This is a genomic window from Nocardia sp. NPDC058114 (assembly GCF_042884695.1).
GTDB lineage: Bacteria > Actinomycetota > Actinomycetes > Mycobacteriales > Mycobacteriaceae > Nocardia.
On record NZ_JBHVTK010000010.1, the window covers coordinates 153,414 to 170,457 of the forward strand.

Below are 17,044 nucleotides of genomic sequence, written 5' to 3' on the forward strand. Positions count from 1 at the left end.
CGCTGATACTGACCGGTGAAATCCCGACCGCCCGTAGCAGTGTGGTCGTCAGCGCGGCATTTCGATGCCCAGGACGGTAGGGTATTCGAGCCATGCGTAGCAGCGAACTCAAGGAAACCGACACCGAGCTCGCCCCGAATTTCCCCGAGCCTCGCCTCGTCGCCGTGGAACGGTCATGGCGCATTCTTATCGCGGCGGGTTCGGATGCTGTCGGATCGCTCGACAGCGAACTCCCCCGATATGGCCACCAGGTTGCCACCGTCGATACCGGAAGAATGGCACTGAAGCTGTTCGGCCGTGCCGATCTGGTGCTGCTCGATCCCGATCTCCCCGATTTCGACGGATTCGAGGTATGCCGTTCCATCCGTGCGCGCCATACGGTTCCGATCATCGTTGTCACCGATCGCGATTCCGAATTGGACTGCGTACTCGGCCTGCGCTCCGGCGCCGACGACTATGTCACCCGACCGTTCGGCATCAGGGAACTGGTCGCCCGCATCGACTCGCTCATGCGGCGGGTCAGCCCACAGACCGAGAACGGTGCGTCCCCCTCGGGATGCGGCGCGCTGCGCGTCGACGAGTGGGCCCGCGAGGCCACCCTGCGCGGACGCCCGCTCGCACTCACCAGAAAAGAGTTCGACCTGCTGCTGATGCTGTCACGCCGCCCGGGAATCGTGGTGGCGCGCAAGCAGATCCTGGGCGAGATCTGGGACGGTTCCTGGTCGCAACACACGGTGGACACGCACGTCAGCAGCCTGCGGGCGAAGCTGGGCGCCAGCAATTGGATCGTCGCCGTTCGCGGAATCGGCTTCAAGTTGATGCCGCGCGACTGAGGGGCGACGACGAAGCCGCCGACTCCGAGGAGTCGGCGGCTTCGCTGTCTCAGCTACCGACCGCGACCACGTTCAGGTTCTCGTCGAACGCGAATCCGGGCGGCGCCTCGCCGGTGCGCAGCACCTTGATGAACTTCATCCGAGCGATCCGCCACCCCGCGGCGGTGCGCGCGACATCAGCGTCGAGGTAGCCCCAGACCAGCAGCGGCGCCTCGCCCGGCACCACGTGCTTGTGGGTCGCGGTGAGATTGAGCCGCACCGCGGCGGTGTCGCCGTCGATATCGGCATGACAATCGGTGGTGGTGTGATGGGTCGGACCGAACAGGTTGACCACATAGGTCATATGCGCGGCGATTCCCTCGATACCGCGATAATCCTCGGGCGGCAATTCGAGAAGAACATCGTCGGTGAAAATGGCTTTCGCCCACGCGTCGTCCATCGATTTGCGATCTTCGAAAAAGAAGAAGGTATCGAAGAGTGCCGCGATCTCACGATGGTCGCGCAATTCACGGACTTCCGCGCGAAGCGATTCGAGCTCAGCACGGAGAATGGTCTCGTTCATCATTTATCCCTGAGATTCCTCGCTACCGATGGTAGCGGTTCGATTTTCCGATTTCGACTTGTCGAAACGGCCGGTGATGCGGAAGCCGTCGCGAATATTGAGTGACATGAGCACGATATTTGTAGCACCGGCGACGAGTTCGAGCGCTTGCACGCCGTAGAACAACGGCCCGAACTCGTCGCGGCCCGCGAGGACGGAAAGGGTGATCGCCGAGGGGATCAGCACGAGCAACCCGTTACCCGCGATGAACGGCATCCGGCGCTTCTTCGCGAGGATCGAGGGCATCGTGGAGTCCCCGGCCAGCCGGAAGCCGGTGCCGCCGGTGGCGGCGAGAGCGAGCACCAGGATCGGCAACGCCCACGGGATGGTCTGCTTCACCGCGATGATCGCGTCCTTGGAACCGCTGAGCTCACTCACCACAGTCGAGGTCCAGAAGGTGAGAACGGTGAGCAATCCGATCGTGCCCGCGACGGGATGGATGCGGGAGAGCATGGTTTACCTCTCTTCGAAGGTCATGTGGACCGATCGGCCTCGAGGTTGCCGATCGCCTGTCGAACCATGCGGATGAAGTCGTCACCGCGGACCTCGGGGAACCCCGCGGTCGCGATGTCGTTCACCTCCCCGGCCGCGGCGATCAGCGCGGTGCGCAATCGCCGGGACCGGTCGGTGAGGTAGATCAGCGCTCGCCGGCCGTCCTGCGGGTCGGCGGTGCGCTGGATGAGGCCGTCGCGCTCCATCCGCTTGAGCGTGTGGGCCATCGTCGACTGGTCGATCCGGACCTTCTCGCAGAGTTGCAGCTGCGAGATCCCCTCCTCCTCGTACAGCGCGAGCAGTTGTGCGAACTGCCCGGGCACCACACCGTGCCCGGCGATTCGGTCGCGCAGTGCCTGTTCCATGAGCCGCGCCAGATGGTTGATCACGTACCCCAGGGAGTTGCTCCGATCCATCGGTAGCGTCTCGAGCGGTTCCATACCCACCTTCCATCGTCGTTGATCTGCGGCTCCCCTCAGATTACATGGCAAGCCATGTAATTGCGACCGGTAGCGGACACCCGGTCGACGCGGAGCCGGCGCGTGATGCTAGGGCCGACGCACACCGTCGGCAACCGGGCGGAGCGAAACCTGAACCAGCCCGGATGAATTGGACGAACTCCACAGACTGCGGCGCCCGGCGCGCGCAGCTCCTGAAGATTTCCGGAGGTTCCGTTCACCATATGGTGATCTCCGTTACGCACGATTAGTGAAGCGTCCCAACAACTTTCAGGAGGCATCGTGCGAAAAGTGCTGATCGCCAGCCGCGGTGAGATCGCCGTCAGAATCGCACGAGCCTGCCGTGACGCGGGCATCACCGCGGTGGCGGTGTACGCCGATCCCGACCGCGACGCACTGCATGTGCGCACCGCCGACGAAGCCTACGCACTGGGCGGCGACACGGCGCAGTCCAGTTATCTCGATGTCGAGGCGGTACTCGCCGCAGCGCGAGCCGCGGGTGCCGACGCGGTCCATCCCGGCTACGGCTTCCTGTCGGAGAACGCGGATTTCGCCGCCGCGGTCCTGGCGGCGGGACTGATCTGGATCGGCCCGCCGCCCTCGGTGATCCGCGATCTCGGCGACAAGGTCACCGCCCGCACGATCGCGGTCGCGGCGGGCGCGCCGATCGTGGCGGGTACCCCGGGCCCGGTATCGGATCCGGACGAGGTCGTGGCGTTCGCCCGGGCCCACGGCTTGCCGGTCGCCATCAAGGCGGCATACGGCGGCGGCGGTCGCGGGCTCAAGGTGGCGCGCACCCTCGCCGAGATCCCGGAGTGCTTCGCCTCGGCGGTCCGCGAGGCGACGGCCGCGTTCGGTCGAGGCGAATGCTTCGTGGAACGCTATCTGGATTCCCCGCGGCACGTGGAGACGCAGTGCCTCGCCGACACGGCAGGCACCGTGGTCGTGGTCTCGACCAGGGATTGTTCGCTGCAGCGCCGTCATCAGAAGCTCGTGGAGGAGGCGCCGGCGCCGTTCCTCACGCCCGCGCAGCACAGCGCGCTGGTCGAATCCTCCAAGGCCATCCTGCGTGCCGCGGGCTACGTGGGTGCGGGCACCTGTGAGTTCCTGATCGGCGCCGACGGCACGCTGTCCTTTCTCGAGGTCAACACCCGGCTCCAGGTGGAACACCCGGTCTCGGAGGAGGTCACGGGCATCGACCTGGTCCGCGAGCAACTGCGCATCGCCGCGGGCGGACTCCTCGACTATCCCGATCCCCCGACGCGTGGGCACTCGATCGAGTTCCGCGTCAATTGCGAGGACGCCGGGCGCAACTTCGCGCCGATGCCCGGCACGATCACCGGCTACCGGACCCCGAGCGGTCCGGGCGTGCGGGTCGACTCCGGGGTCGAGGCGGGCACCGAGGTCGGCGCGAACTGGGATTCACTGCTGGCCAAGCTCATCGTCACCGGCGAGAACCGGACCCAGGCACTGCAACGGGCGGCGCGCGCGCTCAGCGAGTTCGCGATCGACGGCATCGCGACCGTGCTGCCGCTGCACCGCGCGGTGGTCGCCGACCCCGCCTTCACCGACGCGCCGTTCCGCGTACACACCCGCTGGATCGAGACCGAGTTCGACAACACCATCGAGCCCTACCCCGATACCGCCGCACCGCCCGGTGCCACGGCGCCGCGCGAGACCGTGGTGCTCGAAGTGCGCGGTAAACGAGTGGAGGTGACCCTGCCCGCGCGCGGCACCAAACCGGCCTCCCGACCCTCGCCTCGCCCCCTGCGCGTGAGCGCCGCCGCTACCCCCAGCGGCGACTCACTGACCGCCCCGATGGCCGGAACTCTGGTGAAACTCGCTGCCGCCGAAGGTGATTCGGTGGCATCCGGGCAGCTCATCGCGGTGATCGAGGCGATGAAGATGGAACAACCGGTCACCGCCCACAAGGCGGGCATCGTCGTCGGCCTGATCACCGACATCGGCACCAGTATCGGCAGCGGCGCCGTGCTGTGCCGGATCCAGAACTGAACCGCAGAGGAGCCGACACCGGATGCATACGACAGTCACGGTCGCCAGGACGACCACTATCGCGGCCCGCGCACGCGTGGCGGGCAGGTTCGCCGAGCACGATGCCACGGCGGCCCCGACGGACGCGAAAATCGTTCGCCGCCAACTGTTCCACTATCACGACGACCTGCTCATCCACATCGTCGACAGCGACACACCGCTGCCCGGCGAGCCCGAGGGCCCCGACCTCGGCGCCGATATCGCGCCCTTCGACACCACCGTGCTCGCCGAGCGCTACTACCACTGGCTGCCCGGCCCGGTGGACCCCGCCATGTTCAGCACCCTCGTCGTCAATCGCCTTGTCCCCGAACGCCGCCCGCAGGTCGCGCAGCTGTTCGCCGATTTCGACACCACCGACGTCCCCCACCGGATGGGCACCCGGCGCAGGCAGCTCTTCGCCCTCGGCGGCGTCTATTTCCACCTGCAGGACTTCGAGACCCCCGACGGCGGTGCGGTGATCGCCCAGGCGTGGAAGCAAGCCGACCCGCGCTTCATCCAGATCTGCGACGACCTCGACCCCTTGATCGACAAGTACGACTCGTCGACCTGGCGCAAGCCGGCCGACGCGGTCGCACACCGCTTCTACCACTGGGAGGCACAGTGAACACCCGGCGCGTCGTCATCACCGGAATGGAGGTGATCGCCCCCGGCGGAGTCGGCACAAAGCAGTTCTGGGAACTGCTCACCGCCGGCCGCACCGCCACCCGGCGGATCAGCTTCTTCGATCCCGAGCAGTTCCGGTCCAAGGTCGCGGCCGAGGTCGACTTCGACCCCGAACTGCACGGCCTCACTCCCCACGAGATCCAGCGACTCGACCGCGCGGCACAGTTCGCCGTCGTCGGCGCGCGCAGCGCGGTGGCCGACAGCGGGCTCGAGTTCGACACCATCGACCCGTACTCGATCGGGGTGGCACTGGGCAGCGCGGTCGGCGCGACGATGCGCCTGGAGCAGGACTACCGCGTGATCAGCAATGGCGGACGCCTGGAACTGGTCGACCAGAAGTACGCCGACCAGCACCTCTACCACCATCTGTCGCCCGGCTCGTTCGCCGCCGAGGTGGCCTTCGCGGTCGGCGCGCAAGGGCCGGCGACCGTGGTGTCCTCGGGCTGCACGTCCGGTCTCGACTCGGTCGGGTACGCCGCCCAGCTCATCGCCGAGGGCTCGGTGGACATCATGGTCACCGGCGCCTCGGACGCGCCGATCTCGCCGATCACGATGGCCTGCTTCGACGCGATCAAGGCGACCACCCCGCGCCACGACTCCCCCGAAACCGCCTCCCGGCCGTTCGATGCCTCCCGCACCGGCTTCGTCCTGGGTGAGGGCGCGGCCCTGTTCGTCCTCGAGGAACTGTCCGCGGCCCGGCGGCGCGGTGCGCACATCTACGCCGAGATCGCCGGCTACGCCACCCGCGCGAACGCCTATCACATGACCGGGTTGCGCCCCGACGGCGTCGAGATGGCCGAGGCCATCCGGGTGGCGCTGCACGAGGCCCGGCTGCCCGGCGACTCGATCGACTACATCAACGCCCACGGCTCGGGCACCAAGCAGAACGACCGGCACGAAACCGCCGCGTTCAAGCGCAGTTTGGGTTCACACGCCTATGACACCCCGGTCAGCTCGATCAAGTCGATGGTCGGGCATTCGCTCGGCGCGATCGGCTCGATCGAGATCGCGGCCTCGGTCCTGGCGATCGGCGCCGACGTGGTGCCGCCGACGGCGAACCTGCACACCGCCGACCCCGAATGCGACCTCGACTACGTGCCGCTCACCGCCCGTGAGCACCGCACCGACACCGTACTCACGGTGGGCAGCGGCTTCGGCGGCTTCCAGAGCGCGATGGTCCTCACCACGGCGAAGGGAGTCGCGGCATGACCGCGGTACTCGACGACACCCGCGCGGTGGTCACCGGCATCGGCATCACCGCGCCGAACGGCCTCGGTACTCAGCCCTATTGGGATGCGGTGCGCGGGGGCCGCAGTGGCATCGGCCGACTCACCCGCTTCGATCCGGCGGGCTACCCGGCCACGCTGGCCGGTGAGATCGACGACTTCGATCCCCAGCAATACCTGCCCAATCGCCTTCTGCCTCAGACAGATCAGGTGACCCGCCTCGCTCTCGTCGCGGCCGAATGGGCACTGGCCGATGCCGGCATCGACACCGGCGAGCTCGACGACTTCGACATGGGCGTGCTCACCGCCTCGTCCTCGGGCGGTTTCGAGTTCGCGCAGAAGGAGCTCGGGAATCTCTGGAGCCGGGGTAGCCGTTTCGTCAGCGCCTATCAGTCCTTCGCCTGGTTCTACGCGGTCAACAGCGGCCAGATCTCCATTCGTCACGGTATGAAAGGGCCCAGCGGTGTCCTGGTCGGCGACCAGGCAGGCGGCCTCGACGCGATCGCCCATGCGCGCAGGCAGATTCGCCGAGGCACCGCGCTGATGGTGTCGGGCGCGATGGACGCCACGCTGTGCCCGTGGGGCTGGGCGGCACTGTGGACGAGCGGCCGGTTGCACGCGGGCGCCGATCCTGACGCCGCCTACCTGCCGTTCGACGCGCGGGCCGCGGGCCATGTCCCGGGTGAGGGCGGCGCGATCCTGATCCTCGAGTCGGCGGCGGCGGCCACCGCCCGGGGAGCGCGCAGCTACGGCGAGATCGCCGGATACGCGGCGACGTTCGATCCCGCGCCCGGAACCGGTCGCGAACCGGCCCTGCGCGCGGCGATCGAACGGGCGCTCGCCGATGCCGGACTCGCGCCGAGCGATATCGACGTGGTGTTCGCCGACGCCGCGGGTCTGCCCGAGCACGATCAGATCGAGTCCGACGCCGTCACCGCGGTCTTCGGTCACCGCGGCGTCCCCGTCACCGCACCGAAAACCATGACGGGACGGCTGTATTCGGGAGCGGGCCCCCTCGATGTCGCCACCGCGCTGCTCGCCATGTCGACCGGCGAGATCCCACCGACGATCAACGTCACCCCGAACGCCGACTCGCCACTGGACCTGGTGGTCGGTGGGGTGCGGCACGCGACGGTGCGTGCCGCACTCGTCCTGGCACGCGGCTACGGCGGATTCAACTCCGCCATGGTCGTGTCCGCACCCGAAGGAAGGGAAATCTCATGACATTCACCCTCGACGACCTGACCCGGATCCTCCTCGAAGGCTCCGGCGAACCCGAGAACATCGACCTGGAGTCCGACATCCTCGACCTCACCTTCGACGATCTCGGCTACGACTCCCTCGCGATGCTCGAGACCGCCAGCCGCGTCGAACGCGAATTCGGGGTGACCCTCGACGACTCGACCGTGATCGAAGCGACCACACCGCGCACCTTTCTCGACGCGGTGAACGCCCTTCTCCCCGTTCGCACCCCCTAGAAGGAGTCATCATGTCGAAAATGCACGCAGTGGTCACCGGTGCCACCAGCGGTATCGGGCTGGCCGTGGCCCGGCTGCTCGCCGGCAACGGGCACACCGTCTACCTCGGCGCGCGCACCGCGGAGAACGTCGCCACCACCGTCAAGGAGTTCACCGAAGCCGGCCTCGAGGTGGACGGCAGCGCCGTCGACGTGCGTTCGGGTGAGTCGGTGCACGAGTTCATCGAAGCCGCCACCGCCCGGTTCGGCCCGGTGGACGTGCTGGTCAACAACGCGGGTATCAGCGGCGGCGGCGTCACCGCGGACCTGGTGGACGAGATCTGGGACAACGTCATCGACACCAACCTCAACAGCGTCTTCCGGATGACGCGCGAGGTGCTCAACACCGGCGGGATGCGCCACCGCAGCCGCGGCCGGATCATCAACATCGCCTCGACCGCCGGCAAGCAGGGCGTGGTCCTCGGCGCACCGTACTCGGCATCCAAGCACGGTGTCGTCGGGTTCACCAAGGCGCTCGGCAACGAGCTCGCGCCGACCGGCATCACCGTCAACGCGGTCTGCCCCGGCTACGTGGAAACGCCGATGGCGCAGCAGGTTCGGCGCAACTACGCGAGCCTGCAGCAGAGCACCGAGGACGCGGTGATGGCGAAGTTCACCGCCAAGATCCCGCTCGGCCGCTACTGCACTCCGGAGGAAGTGGCGGGCCTGGTCGGCTATCTCGCCTCCGACACCGCCGCGTCCATCACCGCCCAGGCGATGAATGTCTGTGGCGGACTAGGGAATTACTGAAAGGGGATCGACCATGTCCGCATCCGTATCCGTCACCACCACCGGCCATGCCGAGCATTCGATCGAGATCGCCGCGCCCGCGGCGACCGTCTACCGGCTGCTCGCGGAGGTGGAGAACTGGCCACAGTTGTTCCCGCCCACCATCTTCGCCGACTACCTCGACAACGACGACCGAGAGCAGCGCATCCGGATCTGGGCCACCGCGGGCGAGAGCGTCAAGCATTGGGTGTCGCGCCGGGTACTCGATCCGGAGCAACGCCGCATCGAGTTCCGCCAGGAGGTCAGCAGCGCGCCGATCGCCGCGATGGGCGGCACCTGGATCATCGAGGCGCTCTCGGTGAATCGGAGCAACGTACGCCTGCTGCACGACTACCAGGCCACCGAGGAAGACCAGCTGAGCTGGATCGACCAGGTGGTCGACCGCAATTCGACCACCGAGCTCGCCGCGCTGAAGCGCAATATCGAACTCGGCGACGCGGGCACCGACGCGACGTTCTCCTTCGAGGACACCGTCGAGGTGGCGGGCACGGCCGCCGATGTGTTCGGGTTCATCAGCCAAGCGCAGCTGTGGCCGGAGCGGCTGCCGCATGTGGCGGGGGTCGAGCTCATCGAACCGGGTCCCGGCATCCAGTCACTGGCGATGGACACGGTGGCGATGGACGGTTCCCAGCACCGCACCATGTCGTATCGCATCGTGTTCCCGGACACCATGATCGCCTACAAGCAGCTGACCATGCCCGCGCTGATGACGCTGCACACCGGGTACTGGACCGTGCGGCCGTCCGAGGGCGGGGTGGCGGTGTCGTCGCAGCACAGCGTGGTGATCAACACCGACAACATCACCGCGGTCCTCGGTCCCGACGCCGATGTGGCGACCGCGAGGGAGTACGTGCAGCGGGCGCTGAGCACCAACAGCATGGCCACCCTGGCCCATGCCAAGAAGTTCGCCGAGGAACGGTCATGAGCTCCGCGGAGGCGAGCGCGGCGCTCCTGTCCCCGGGCGTGCACCGGATCACCCTGGACGCGGCGGGAATTCCGATGTCCGGCCTGCTCAGTACGCCCGCCTTGGCCCTGCCTCGTGCCACCATCGTCGCCCTGCACGGGGCAGGGATGTCCGCCGCGTACTTCCACGGCCGCGCCCACCCGGACGTGTCGCTGCTCAGCACCGCCACCCGGCTGGGCTACGCGGTGCTGGCACTGGACCGCCCCGGCTACGGTGCCTCGGTCGACGCCCTGCCGGACGGTCAGTCGCTGACCGACCAGGCCGAGACCGTACGTGCCGCGCTCGCCGACTTCACCGCCGACAACGAGGTCGGCGCCGGGATGTTCCTGCTCGGGCACTCCTTCGGCGGCAAGCTCGCCCTCACCATGGCGACCGAGAGCGAGTTCTGCGGCGTCGACGTCTCGGGCTGCGGGCACCTCTACAGCGAGGACACCGAAACCAAGATGTGGCAACGCAATTGGGGCGATCTCCAGTTGTATCCGCCCGGCACCTTCGCCCGGTCGGGCGCGGCGGTGGACTCGACGCCGATACTCGAACTGGTCGACGCCGCCGCCTGGCCGCAGACCTTCGCCGAACTGGCCGATCGCATCCGGATTCCGGTGCGGTTCAGCTTCGCCGAGCAGGAGAAGTGGTGGCGCACCGACGATGCCGCGCTCGCCGACCTGTCCGCCCTGCTCGCCTCGGCGCCCCGCCGCGGCTTGACCCGCGTCCCGCAGGCGGGCCACAACATCAGCCTGGGCTGGGCGGCCAGGGCCTATCACACGAGTGCGCTGGCCTTTTTCGAAACCTGCCTGCTCGACCCCATCGCGGCCTGAGCGAGAGGACACCGCTGTGACCGAGGAATACACGCTGCCGTTCACCTCCGACGGTGACCTCGACCGGATCGACGAACTGCGCCTGCGTAAGGAACTGGCTGAGCTCGGCCCCGATCCGGCCGCGACCGAGCGCCAGCACGCCAAGGGCAAACTGACCGCCCGCGAACGGATCTCGCTGCTGCTCGATCCGGACTCGTTCACCGAACTCGAACCGTTGCGCAGGCATCGGGCCACCGGGTTCGGCCTCGAGCACAGCAGGCCCTACACCGACGGCGTGGTGGCCGGCTGGGGCACCGTCGACGGACGCACCACCTTCGTCTACGCCCACGACTTCCGGATCTTCGGCGGTGCGCTGGGCGAGGCGCACGCCGAGAAGATCCACAAGGTCATGGATTTGGCGATCACCGCGGGGGCGCCGCTGGTGTCGCTGAACGACGGTGCGGGCGCCCGGATCCAGGAGGGTGTCGCCGCCTTGGCCGGCTACGGGGGCATCTTCCGGCGCAATACCGCAGCCTCGGGGGTGATTCCCCAGATCAGCGTCATGCTGGGGCCCTGTGCGGGCGGGGCCGCCTACTCCCCCGCCCTGACCGATTTCGTCCTGATGGTGCGCGGCACCGCGCAGATGTTCATCACCGGGCCCGAGGTGGTCACCGCCGTCACGGGCGAATCGGTGACCCTCGACGGATTGGGCGGCGCCGACATCCACGCCGAGCGCTCCGGTGTCGCGCACTTCGTCCACGACGACGAGGCGACCTGCCTCGCCGATGTGCGCTACCTGCTCTCCTTTCTGCCACAGAACAACCGGGAACTGCCGCCGGTGGTGCCCACCGACGACCCGGTCGATCGGCCATGCCCCGCGCTCGGCGATCTCGTCCCCGACACCGGGACCACGCCCTACGATATCCGCGCGGTGATCGCCGAAATCGTCGACGACGGCGCGTATCTGGAGATCCAGGAACGCTGGGCCGCCAATATCGTCATCGCGCTGGCCCGGATGAACGGTCAGACAGTCGGTTTCGTCGCCAACCAACCACAGTGTCTGGCGGGCACTCTCGATATCAGCGCCAGCGAGAAGGCCGCACGCTTCGTCCAGATGTGCGATGCGATGAACATCCCGCTGGTCACCCTGCTCGATGTGCCGGGGTTCCTGCCCGGGGTCGGCCAGGAACACAGCGGCATCATCCGGCACGGCGCGAAGCTGCTGTACGCCTACTGCAACGCGACCGTGCCGCGGATCTCGATCGTGCTGCGCAAGGCCTACGGCGGCGCCTACATCGTCATGGACTCGCGCAGTGTCGGTGCCGATCTGGCGCTGGCCTGGCCGACCAACGAGATCGCGGTGATGGGCGCACAGGGCGCCGCGAACGTGGTCTTCCGCAAACAGATCGCCGCCGCCGGCGACCCCGACGCGGCCAGGACCGAGCTCGTTGCCCGGTACGCCCGTGAGTTGATGCATCCCTACTACGCCGCCGAGCGCGGCCTGGTCGACGACGTCATCGACCCGGCCGACACCCGCTCGATCCTCATCAGATCACTGAACATGCTGCGCGCCAAGCATTCCGAGCCGCCGGTGCGCAAGCACGGCAACCCACCCCAGTAGGAGGACCACATGTCCGATTCCCCAGCGCTGGTCGATTCCCGAAACGATCCGAGCGAAGAGATGATCGCCGCCGTCGCCGCGGTGTTGCTGACCTATGACGAGCAGGCCGAAGAGCTGTCGCCGCCCCAGGCGGTGTTGCCCTACACCCGGTTTCGCGATCCGCGCGGCTGGCGCTAGCCCATGGCCCGACCCGACGATCTGATCGGCACCTGGCAACTCGCGTCGTTCCACGACACCGATCCCACGGGCACGCCGACGCCCGGCCCACTCGGCGCCGAGCCCGCCGGGTTCCTCACCTACACCGCGTCCGGCCACCTCTCGGTCGCGATGATGCGCACCGCCCCCGGCGAACCCGCGTTCATGGGATACGCGGGCCGCTGGAGCGTCGACGACGGCGTCCTGCGCCATCACATCCTCGTCTGCTCACGCACCGACTGGGTCGGCGAGGAACAAGTCCGCATCGCCGAGCTGACCGACGGTCTGCTCACCATCCGCACCACCCCCGACAACGGCCGCGTCGTGCAGTGGCGCAGGGCCGAAGCAGCACAGGAGAAGCATGCGATTCGAAGGTAAGACCGCTCTGATCACCGGATCGAGCGAGGGCATCGGCTACGCGATCGCGGCGGCGCTGGTCGCCGAGGGCGCGAAGGTGGTACTCACCGGGCGCCGCGAGAAGGAACTGGCCGAGGCGGCGGACACCCTGGGCGCGGCCTGGATCAGCGGCGACATCGCCGATCCGGACACCGCGCACCACGCCGTCGACCACGCGGTCGAGCAGTTCGGCGGCCTCGATCTCCTGGTGTGCAATGCCGGAATCCTCATTCCCGGTGCGATTTTCGCCCAGCCGATGGCGGAAGTGAACCGGATCATCGACGTCAACCTGCGCGGCACCATCGCCACCGTCGCCGCGGCGGTGCCCGCGCTGGGCAAGCAGACCGGTTCCTCGATCGCGGTCATCTCCTCCGCCATCGGCCGCAAGCCGGGACCGGGCACCGGCATCTACGGCGCTACCAAGGCAGCCCTGCAATACCTGGTGCCGACGTGGGCAAGCGAACTCGGCCCCAGGGGAATTCGAGTCAACGGCGTCTGTGCCGGCATCACCGAGACCCCGGGCTTCCGCGCGGGCGCCGAGGCGATCGCGGGACTGGAGGAAGGCGTCGTCGCCACGAACGTGATCAAACGCATCGCCACCGCCGACGAGGTCGCGGCGCCGGTACTGACCCTGCTCGATTCCGCGGGCGCCGGTTTCGTCACCGGCTCGATCTGGGACATCGACGGCGGCTACGGACTCGGAGCACACCATGGCTGACCATGACGTGATCGTCGTCGGGGCGGGGCACAACGGCCTCACCGCCGCCGCCTACCTCGCCAAGGCGGGCCTGGATGTCGTCGTCCTGGAGGCCAAGTCGGAGATCGGCGGTGGCGTCGTCAGCGAGGCGGTGACCCTGCCCGGTCACCAGCACGACCTGCACGCCGCCGCACACATCTTCATCCACGGCAATCCGATGATCCTCGACGACGAACTGGGCCTGCTCGCCGAGCACAGGCTGAGCTATGTCTATCCCGACCCCAGCATGTCGGTGGTGTTCCCCGACGACGACTTCATCGCCTTCTATCACGACGTGCACAAGACGGCCGAGACGATCGCGCGGATCTCCCCCGTCGACGCCGAGAACTACCTGCGTTTCTACGAATTCGCGAGCCCGCTGCTCGACCAGCTGCTGCCCGCGATGTTCCGCCCGCCTGCCCCGCTCGGCGCGCTGTTCGCGCAGCTGGAACAGTCCGAGATCGGTCAGGAGACGATGCGGGTGCTCATGATGAGCTACCTCGACGTCTGCCACGAATGGTTCGTGCACCCGAAAGTCAAAGCGGCCCTGTGCCGTTGGGTGTCGGAGCTGCTGATCTCGCCGGACGAGGGCGGCACCGGCGCCTTCCTGCTGCTGATGGTGCCGTTCATCCATCGCTACGGCATGGGTTTCGCGGTGGGCGGCTCGCAGTCACTGTCCGACGCGCTCGCCGCCGCGCTGCGCGGCTACGGCGGCACCATCCACACCGGCGCGAAGGTCGAGCGGTTCCGGTTCGACGGCGACCGGGTCACCGGGGTGCGCTGCGCCGACGGCACCGAGTTCAGCGCGCGTCGCGCCGTCCTGGCCGACCTCAATATCAAGCAGCTGCCCGCGATGGTGGAGCACCGATTCGGCGCCGAGTGGGAGCGCAAGGTCGACCGGATCAAGTCCGCCGGTTTCCGCCTGGTCGCCGGGCATCTCGTCCTGAGCGAGGCGCCCGAGTTCCGTGCCGGGCCGGAGGTCACCGAAGCCGGTTTCCAGGAGGTCGCCCTCGATCTGCCCGACCTGCTGCGTACCTTCGACCAGCTCAAATACGGCGAACCGGTGCACACCATCCCGACGGTCTCGACCGCCACCCGCTGGGACCCCAGCAGGGCTCCCGCCCCGCATCACACGCTCTACCTGCTCGGTTACGCCCCGATGGAGCTGGCCGAGGGCGATTGGGACAGCCGCAAGGAGGAGATCTTCGATCAGGTCTTCGCCACCTTCGCGCAGATGACCACGAATATCGGCCCCGATCAGGTGCTGTCGCGGGTGGTGCACAGCCCATTGGACATGGAGCGCTACAACGACGCCTGGGTGGACGGCGATCCCGGCCACTTCGGCTGCCAGCTGTTCCAGTTCATGGGTATGCGACCGCTGCCGAACATGGGCTACCGGCTGCCCGCCGAGGGCTTCTATCTCGTCGGGCCGTCCACTCATCCCGGTCAGGGTGTCACCGGTGGCGCGAGAGCCGCCGCGCTGGCGGTCCTCGCCGACCTCGGGATGGGCGCCTGATGAACATCGAACCCGGCCCCGCCGAAGTCCAGGAAGCGATCACCGAGCTCCTGCGCACCGAGGAGCTCGCCGCATTGGCCACCATCGACGAGCAGGGCGCGCCGTCGACCTCGGCCATGCACATCGCCGCCGACGGTCTCATCGCCTACATGCACACCTTCCAATTCAATCGCAAACACGCTCAGATGCAACAGAATCCGAATGTCAGCTACGTGGTGAGCCATATTCCACCCGACGGTTTCGCGGGTCGCCACGCCATTCGTTCGGTGCAGATCCAGGGTCGCGCCACGCTGGTCACCGATCCCGCCGAGATCCAGCGTGCCGTCACCCTGAGCTTCGAGCAGTTCCCGTGGCTCGCCGATATCTCGCTCTACGACAATGTCAAACTCCCCGACGAAGGCCAGCAGGTGTTCTATCGCATCGAACCGACCCGCGGACTGTGGGCCGATCACCGGGTCCGCCAGCTCTGGCGGGTGTTCCTGGAATTCAGCTACGACGGCCGCACCGTCACCGGTTGCCGCCCTTACCATTCGGCGCGCCGAACCGGGTGAGTTCAGGCTGTGAGGTCGCACAGTCTGCTTGACTCGGCCTATCGGAAACTGATCAGCTGGCTGATGTGTTCAACGTTGGGTGGGGAAGATCTCGTCGGCTGAGCCGAGCTCTCACGATCGTCGCGACGGCCGTGGTCGTGTCGTCCATCGGCACCTCCGCGGCCGTTGCCGCGCCGCCGGTGATACGAACGCCCGCAGGCGGTTTCGAGGATTTGATCGTGCCGTCGAGCATGGGCCCGATCAAGGTCCAGGTGCAATGGGCGGCGCGCGGCGGCAGCTCCGCGCTGTATCTGCTCGACGGTCTGCGCGCCCCCGACGACCACAGCCAATGGACCACCGACACCGATGCCCTGCGCCAATTCGCCGGCGACAACGTTACTTTGGTGTTCCCGGTCGGCGGCCACTCCAGCTTCTACACCGACTGGTACCGGCCCAGCAGCACCAACGGCCAGAAGACGACCTACCGGTGGGAAACGTTCCTCACCCGCGAACTGCCCGATTTCCTTGCCAGATATGGGGTCTCGCGTACCAACAACGCCATCGTCGGCGCGTCCATGGGCGGCAACGCCGCACTCACCCTCGCCGCCCACCATCGTGATCAGTTCCGCTTCGCCGGTTCGTTCTCCGGCTTCGTCAACCCGACCTACCCGATGTGGAACCAGGCCATGCGCGTCGCCATGCTCGACGAGGGCAATTTCAATGTCGACGACATGTGGGGCCCGGCAGGCGATCCCGCGTGGGCACGTAACGACGCCACCGCCCAGGTCGAGCGGCTGCGCGGCCTGCCCCTCTATGTGACCACCGGCAACGGCATCCCCGGCGCCGCCGATGTGCCCTACGGCCTCGGCAACACCCTCAACGCGATGAGCCTCGAGGCGATGACGGTGGTCGCCGCGGGCATCTTCCGCGACCGGGCCACCGCCCTCGGGGTCTCCGCCCGTGTCGACATCGTCAACGGCACCCACAACTGGCCGTACTGGCAACAGGCCCTCACCACCGCTCGCCCGATGATCTTGGACGCGCTGTCGGCCTGACTCCGAAGCCGCGCCGTGGCCGATTGCTACCGTGCTGACATGTCAGACAGGTCCCCCTCGGCCCGCGTCCTCGTGCTCGGCGGCGCCCGCTCCGGAAAATCCGCCTTCGCCGAGGCCGTGCTGACCGACGCACCCTCGGTTCGCTATCTGGCCACCGCCGTGGTCGATCCCGCCGATCACGACTTCGCCGACCGGATCGCCGTCCACCGTGACCGCCGCCCCGAACACTGGACGACCGTCGAGAACACCGAGCCCGCAACGGTTCTCGCCACCGCGGCGCCCGCGACCCTGCTCGACGACATCGGCACCTGGCTCACCGCCCGCCTCGACGCCCGCGACGCCTGGGACGCACCGCGCGGCACCGTCACCCCCGACTGCGACACGCTCGTCGAGGCTGTCGCGGCCTACCGGGAACGGCTGGTGATCGTATCGCCCGAGGTGGGCATGGGCGTGATCCCCGCAACCCGCTCGGGGCGGCTGTTCCGCGACGAGATCGGCGCGCTGAACCAGCGTCTCGCGCGGGCGTGCGACGAGGCGTACCTCATCGTCGCTGGGCTGCCGCTTCGATTGAAATGAGCCGGGTCGGTCGCCGCCGTGCACCGTGATC

Annotated in this window: 20 protein-coding genes; 17 read left to right on the forward strand and 3 right to left on the reverse strand. The window is 67.8% G+C overall.

The window, feature by feature from the left end; genetic code table 11:
* Positions 1 to 92: 92 nt before the first annotated feature.
* Positions 93 to 833, forward strand: coding sequence for a response regulator transcription factor (locus tag ACFVVI_RS29460; protein ID WP_378992524.1), 741 nt, complete (start codon positions 93 to 95; stop codon positions 831 to 833).
* A 49-nt stretch (positions 834 to 882) separates the two neighbouring features.
* On the opposite strand, the gene ACFVVI_RS29465 is transcribed toward ACFVVI_RS29460, so the two are convergent.
* Genes ACFVVI_RS29465 through ACFVVI_RS29475 form a run of 3 tightly spaced genes read right to left on the reverse strand, consistent with a single transcriptional unit; the run spans position 883 to position 2,366 of the window.
* On the reverse strand, positions 883 to 1,395 hold the full coding sequence (locus ACFVVI_RS29465) for a nuclear transport factor 2 family protein (RefSeq protein WP_379315488.1): 513 nt from the start codon (positions 1,393 to 1,395) through the stop codon (positions 883 to 885).
* Between the two features lie 3 nt (positions 1,396 to 1,398).
* Positions 1,399 to 1,887, reverse strand: a complete 489-nt coding sequence (locus ACFVVI_RS29470) for a hypothetical protein (protein ID WP_379315486.1) — start codon at positions 1,885 to 1,887, stop codon at positions 1,399 to 1,401.
* 20 nt (positions 1,888 to 1,907) lie between these two features.
* Positions 1,908 to 2,366, reverse strand: a complete 459-nt coding sequence (locus ACFVVI_RS29475) for a MarR family winged helix-turn-helix transcriptional regulator (RefSeq protein ID WP_378992519.1) — start codon at positions 2,364 to 2,366, stop codon at positions 1,908 to 1,910.
* A 300-nt stretch (positions 2,367 to 2,666) separates the two neighbouring features.
* Between ACFVVI_RS29475 and ACFVVI_RS29480 the strand changes: the two genes are divergently transcribed.
* The 16 genes from ACFVVI_RS29480 (at position 2,667) to ACFVVI_RS29555 (ending at position 17,013) form a co-directional block, all read left to right on the forward strand.
* The gene (locus tag ACFVVI_RS29480) at positions 2,667 to 4,397 is read left to right on the forward strand and encodes a biotin carboxylase N-terminal domain-containing protein (protein WP_387447638.1); all 1,731 of its coding nucleotides are present in this window, start codon (positions 2,667 to 2,669) and stop codon (positions 4,395 to 4,397) included.
* A gap of 22 nt (positions 4,398 to 4,419) precedes the next feature.
* On the forward strand, positions 4,420 to 5,040 hold the full coding sequence (locus ACFVVI_RS29485) for a TcmI family type II polyketide cyclase (RefSeq protein WP_378992517.1): 621 nt from the start codon (positions 4,420 to 4,422) through the stop codon (positions 5,038 to 5,040).
* A complete protein-coding gene (locus ACFVVI_RS29490) occupies positions 5,037 to 6,308 on the forward strand; it encodes a beta-ketoacyl-[acyl-carrier-protein] synthase family protein (protein ID WP_387447639.1) in 1,272 nt (423 codons plus the stop codon). Before ACFVVI_RS29485 ends, ACFVVI_RS29490 begins: the two co-directional genes overlap by 4 nt.
* Positions 6,305 to 7,549 (forward strand): ketosynthase chain-length factor, encoded by a 1,245-nt coding sequence (locus ACFVVI_RS29495; RefSeq protein ID WP_387447640.1) that lies wholly within the window; start codon positions 6,305 to 6,307, stop codon positions 7,547 to 7,549. The genes ACFVVI_RS29490 and ACFVVI_RS29495 overlap by 4 nt, the downstream gene beginning before the upstream one ends.
* Entirely contained in the window at positions 7,546 to 7,803 is a 258-nt protein-coding gene (locus ACFVVI_RS29500; RefSeq protein ID WP_387447641.1) for an acyl carrier protein, read from the forward strand. Before ACFVVI_RS29495 ends, ACFVVI_RS29500 begins: the two co-directional genes overlap by 4 nt.
* Positions 7,804 to 7,814: 11 nt before the next feature.
* Positions 7,815 to 8,591 (forward strand): 3-oxoacyl-ACP reductase FabG, encoded by a 777-nt coding sequence (gene fabG, locus ACFVVI_RS29505; protein ID WP_378992513.1) that lies wholly within the window; start codon positions 7,815 to 7,817, stop codon positions 8,589 to 8,591.
* Between the two features lie 13 nt (positions 8,592 to 8,604).
* Positions 8,605 to 9,555, forward strand: coding sequence for an aromatase/cyclase (locus tag ACFVVI_RS29510; protein WP_378992512.1), 951 nt, complete (start codon positions 8,605 to 8,607; stop codon positions 9,553 to 9,555).
* Positions 9,552 to 10,409 (forward strand): alpha/beta hydrolase, encoded by an 858-nt coding sequence (locus ACFVVI_RS29515; RefSeq protein WP_378992511.1) that lies wholly within the window; start codon positions 9,552 to 9,554, stop codon positions 10,407 to 10,409. Before ACFVVI_RS29510 ends, ACFVVI_RS29515 begins: the two co-directional genes overlap by 4 nt.
* Before the next feature lie 16 nt (positions 10,410 to 10,425).
* Positions 10,426 to 12,009, forward strand: a complete 1,584-nt coding sequence (locus ACFVVI_RS29520) for an acyl-CoA carboxylase subunit beta (protein ID WP_378992510.1) — start codon at positions 10,426 to 10,428, stop codon at positions 12,007 to 12,009.
* 9 nt (positions 12,010 to 12,018) lie between these two features.
* Complete coding sequence (locus ACFVVI_RS29525; RefSeq protein ID WP_387447642.1) at positions 12,019 to 12,186, forward strand: hypothetical protein; 168 nt, start codon at positions 12,019 to 12,021, stop codon at positions 12,184 to 12,186.
* Between the two features lie 3 nt (positions 12,187 to 12,189).
* Complete coding sequence (locus tag ACFVVI_RS29530; protein WP_378992506.1) at positions 12,190 to 12,582, forward strand: lipocalin-like domain-containing protein; 393 nt, start codon at positions 12,190 to 12,192, stop codon at positions 12,580 to 12,582.
* Positions 12,566 to 13,318, forward strand: coding sequence for an SDR family NAD(P)-dependent oxidoreductase (locus tag ACFVVI_RS29535; RefSeq protein ID WP_378992504.1), 753 nt, complete (start codon positions 12,566 to 12,568; stop codon positions 13,316 to 13,318). Before ACFVVI_RS29530 ends, ACFVVI_RS29535 begins: the two co-directional genes overlap by 17 nt.
* Positions 13,311 to 14,852 (forward strand): phytoene desaturase family protein, encoded by a 1,542-nt coding sequence (locus ACFVVI_RS29540; protein WP_387447643.1) that lies wholly within the window; start codon positions 13,311 to 13,313, stop codon positions 14,850 to 14,852. The genes ACFVVI_RS29535 and ACFVVI_RS29540 overlap by 8 nt, the downstream gene beginning before the upstream one ends.
* Positions 14,852 to 15,403: a pyridoxamine 5'-phosphate oxidase family protein gene (locus ACFVVI_RS29545; protein WP_387447644.1), complete on the forward strand. Its 552-nt coding sequence runs from the start codon at positions 14,852 to 14,854 to the stop codon at positions 15,401 to 15,403. The genes ACFVVI_RS29540 and ACFVVI_RS29545 overlap by 1 nt, the downstream gene beginning before the upstream one ends.
* Positions 15,404 to 15,621: 218 nt before the next feature.
* Positions 15,622 to 16,437: an alpha/beta hydrolase gene (locus tag ACFVVI_RS29550; protein WP_378992501.1), complete on the forward strand. Its 816-nt coding sequence runs from the start codon at positions 15,622 to 15,624 to the stop codon at positions 16,435 to 16,437.
* Positions 16,438 to 16,476: 39 nt separating this feature from the next.
* Positions 16,477 to 17,013, forward strand: coding sequence for a bifunctional adenosylcobinamide kinase/adenosylcobinamide-phosphate guanylyltransferase (locus ACFVVI_RS29555; protein WP_379312625.1), 537 nt, complete (start codon positions 16,477 to 16,479; stop codon positions 17,011 to 17,013).
* Positions 17,014 to 17,044 lie beyond the last annotated feature (31 nt).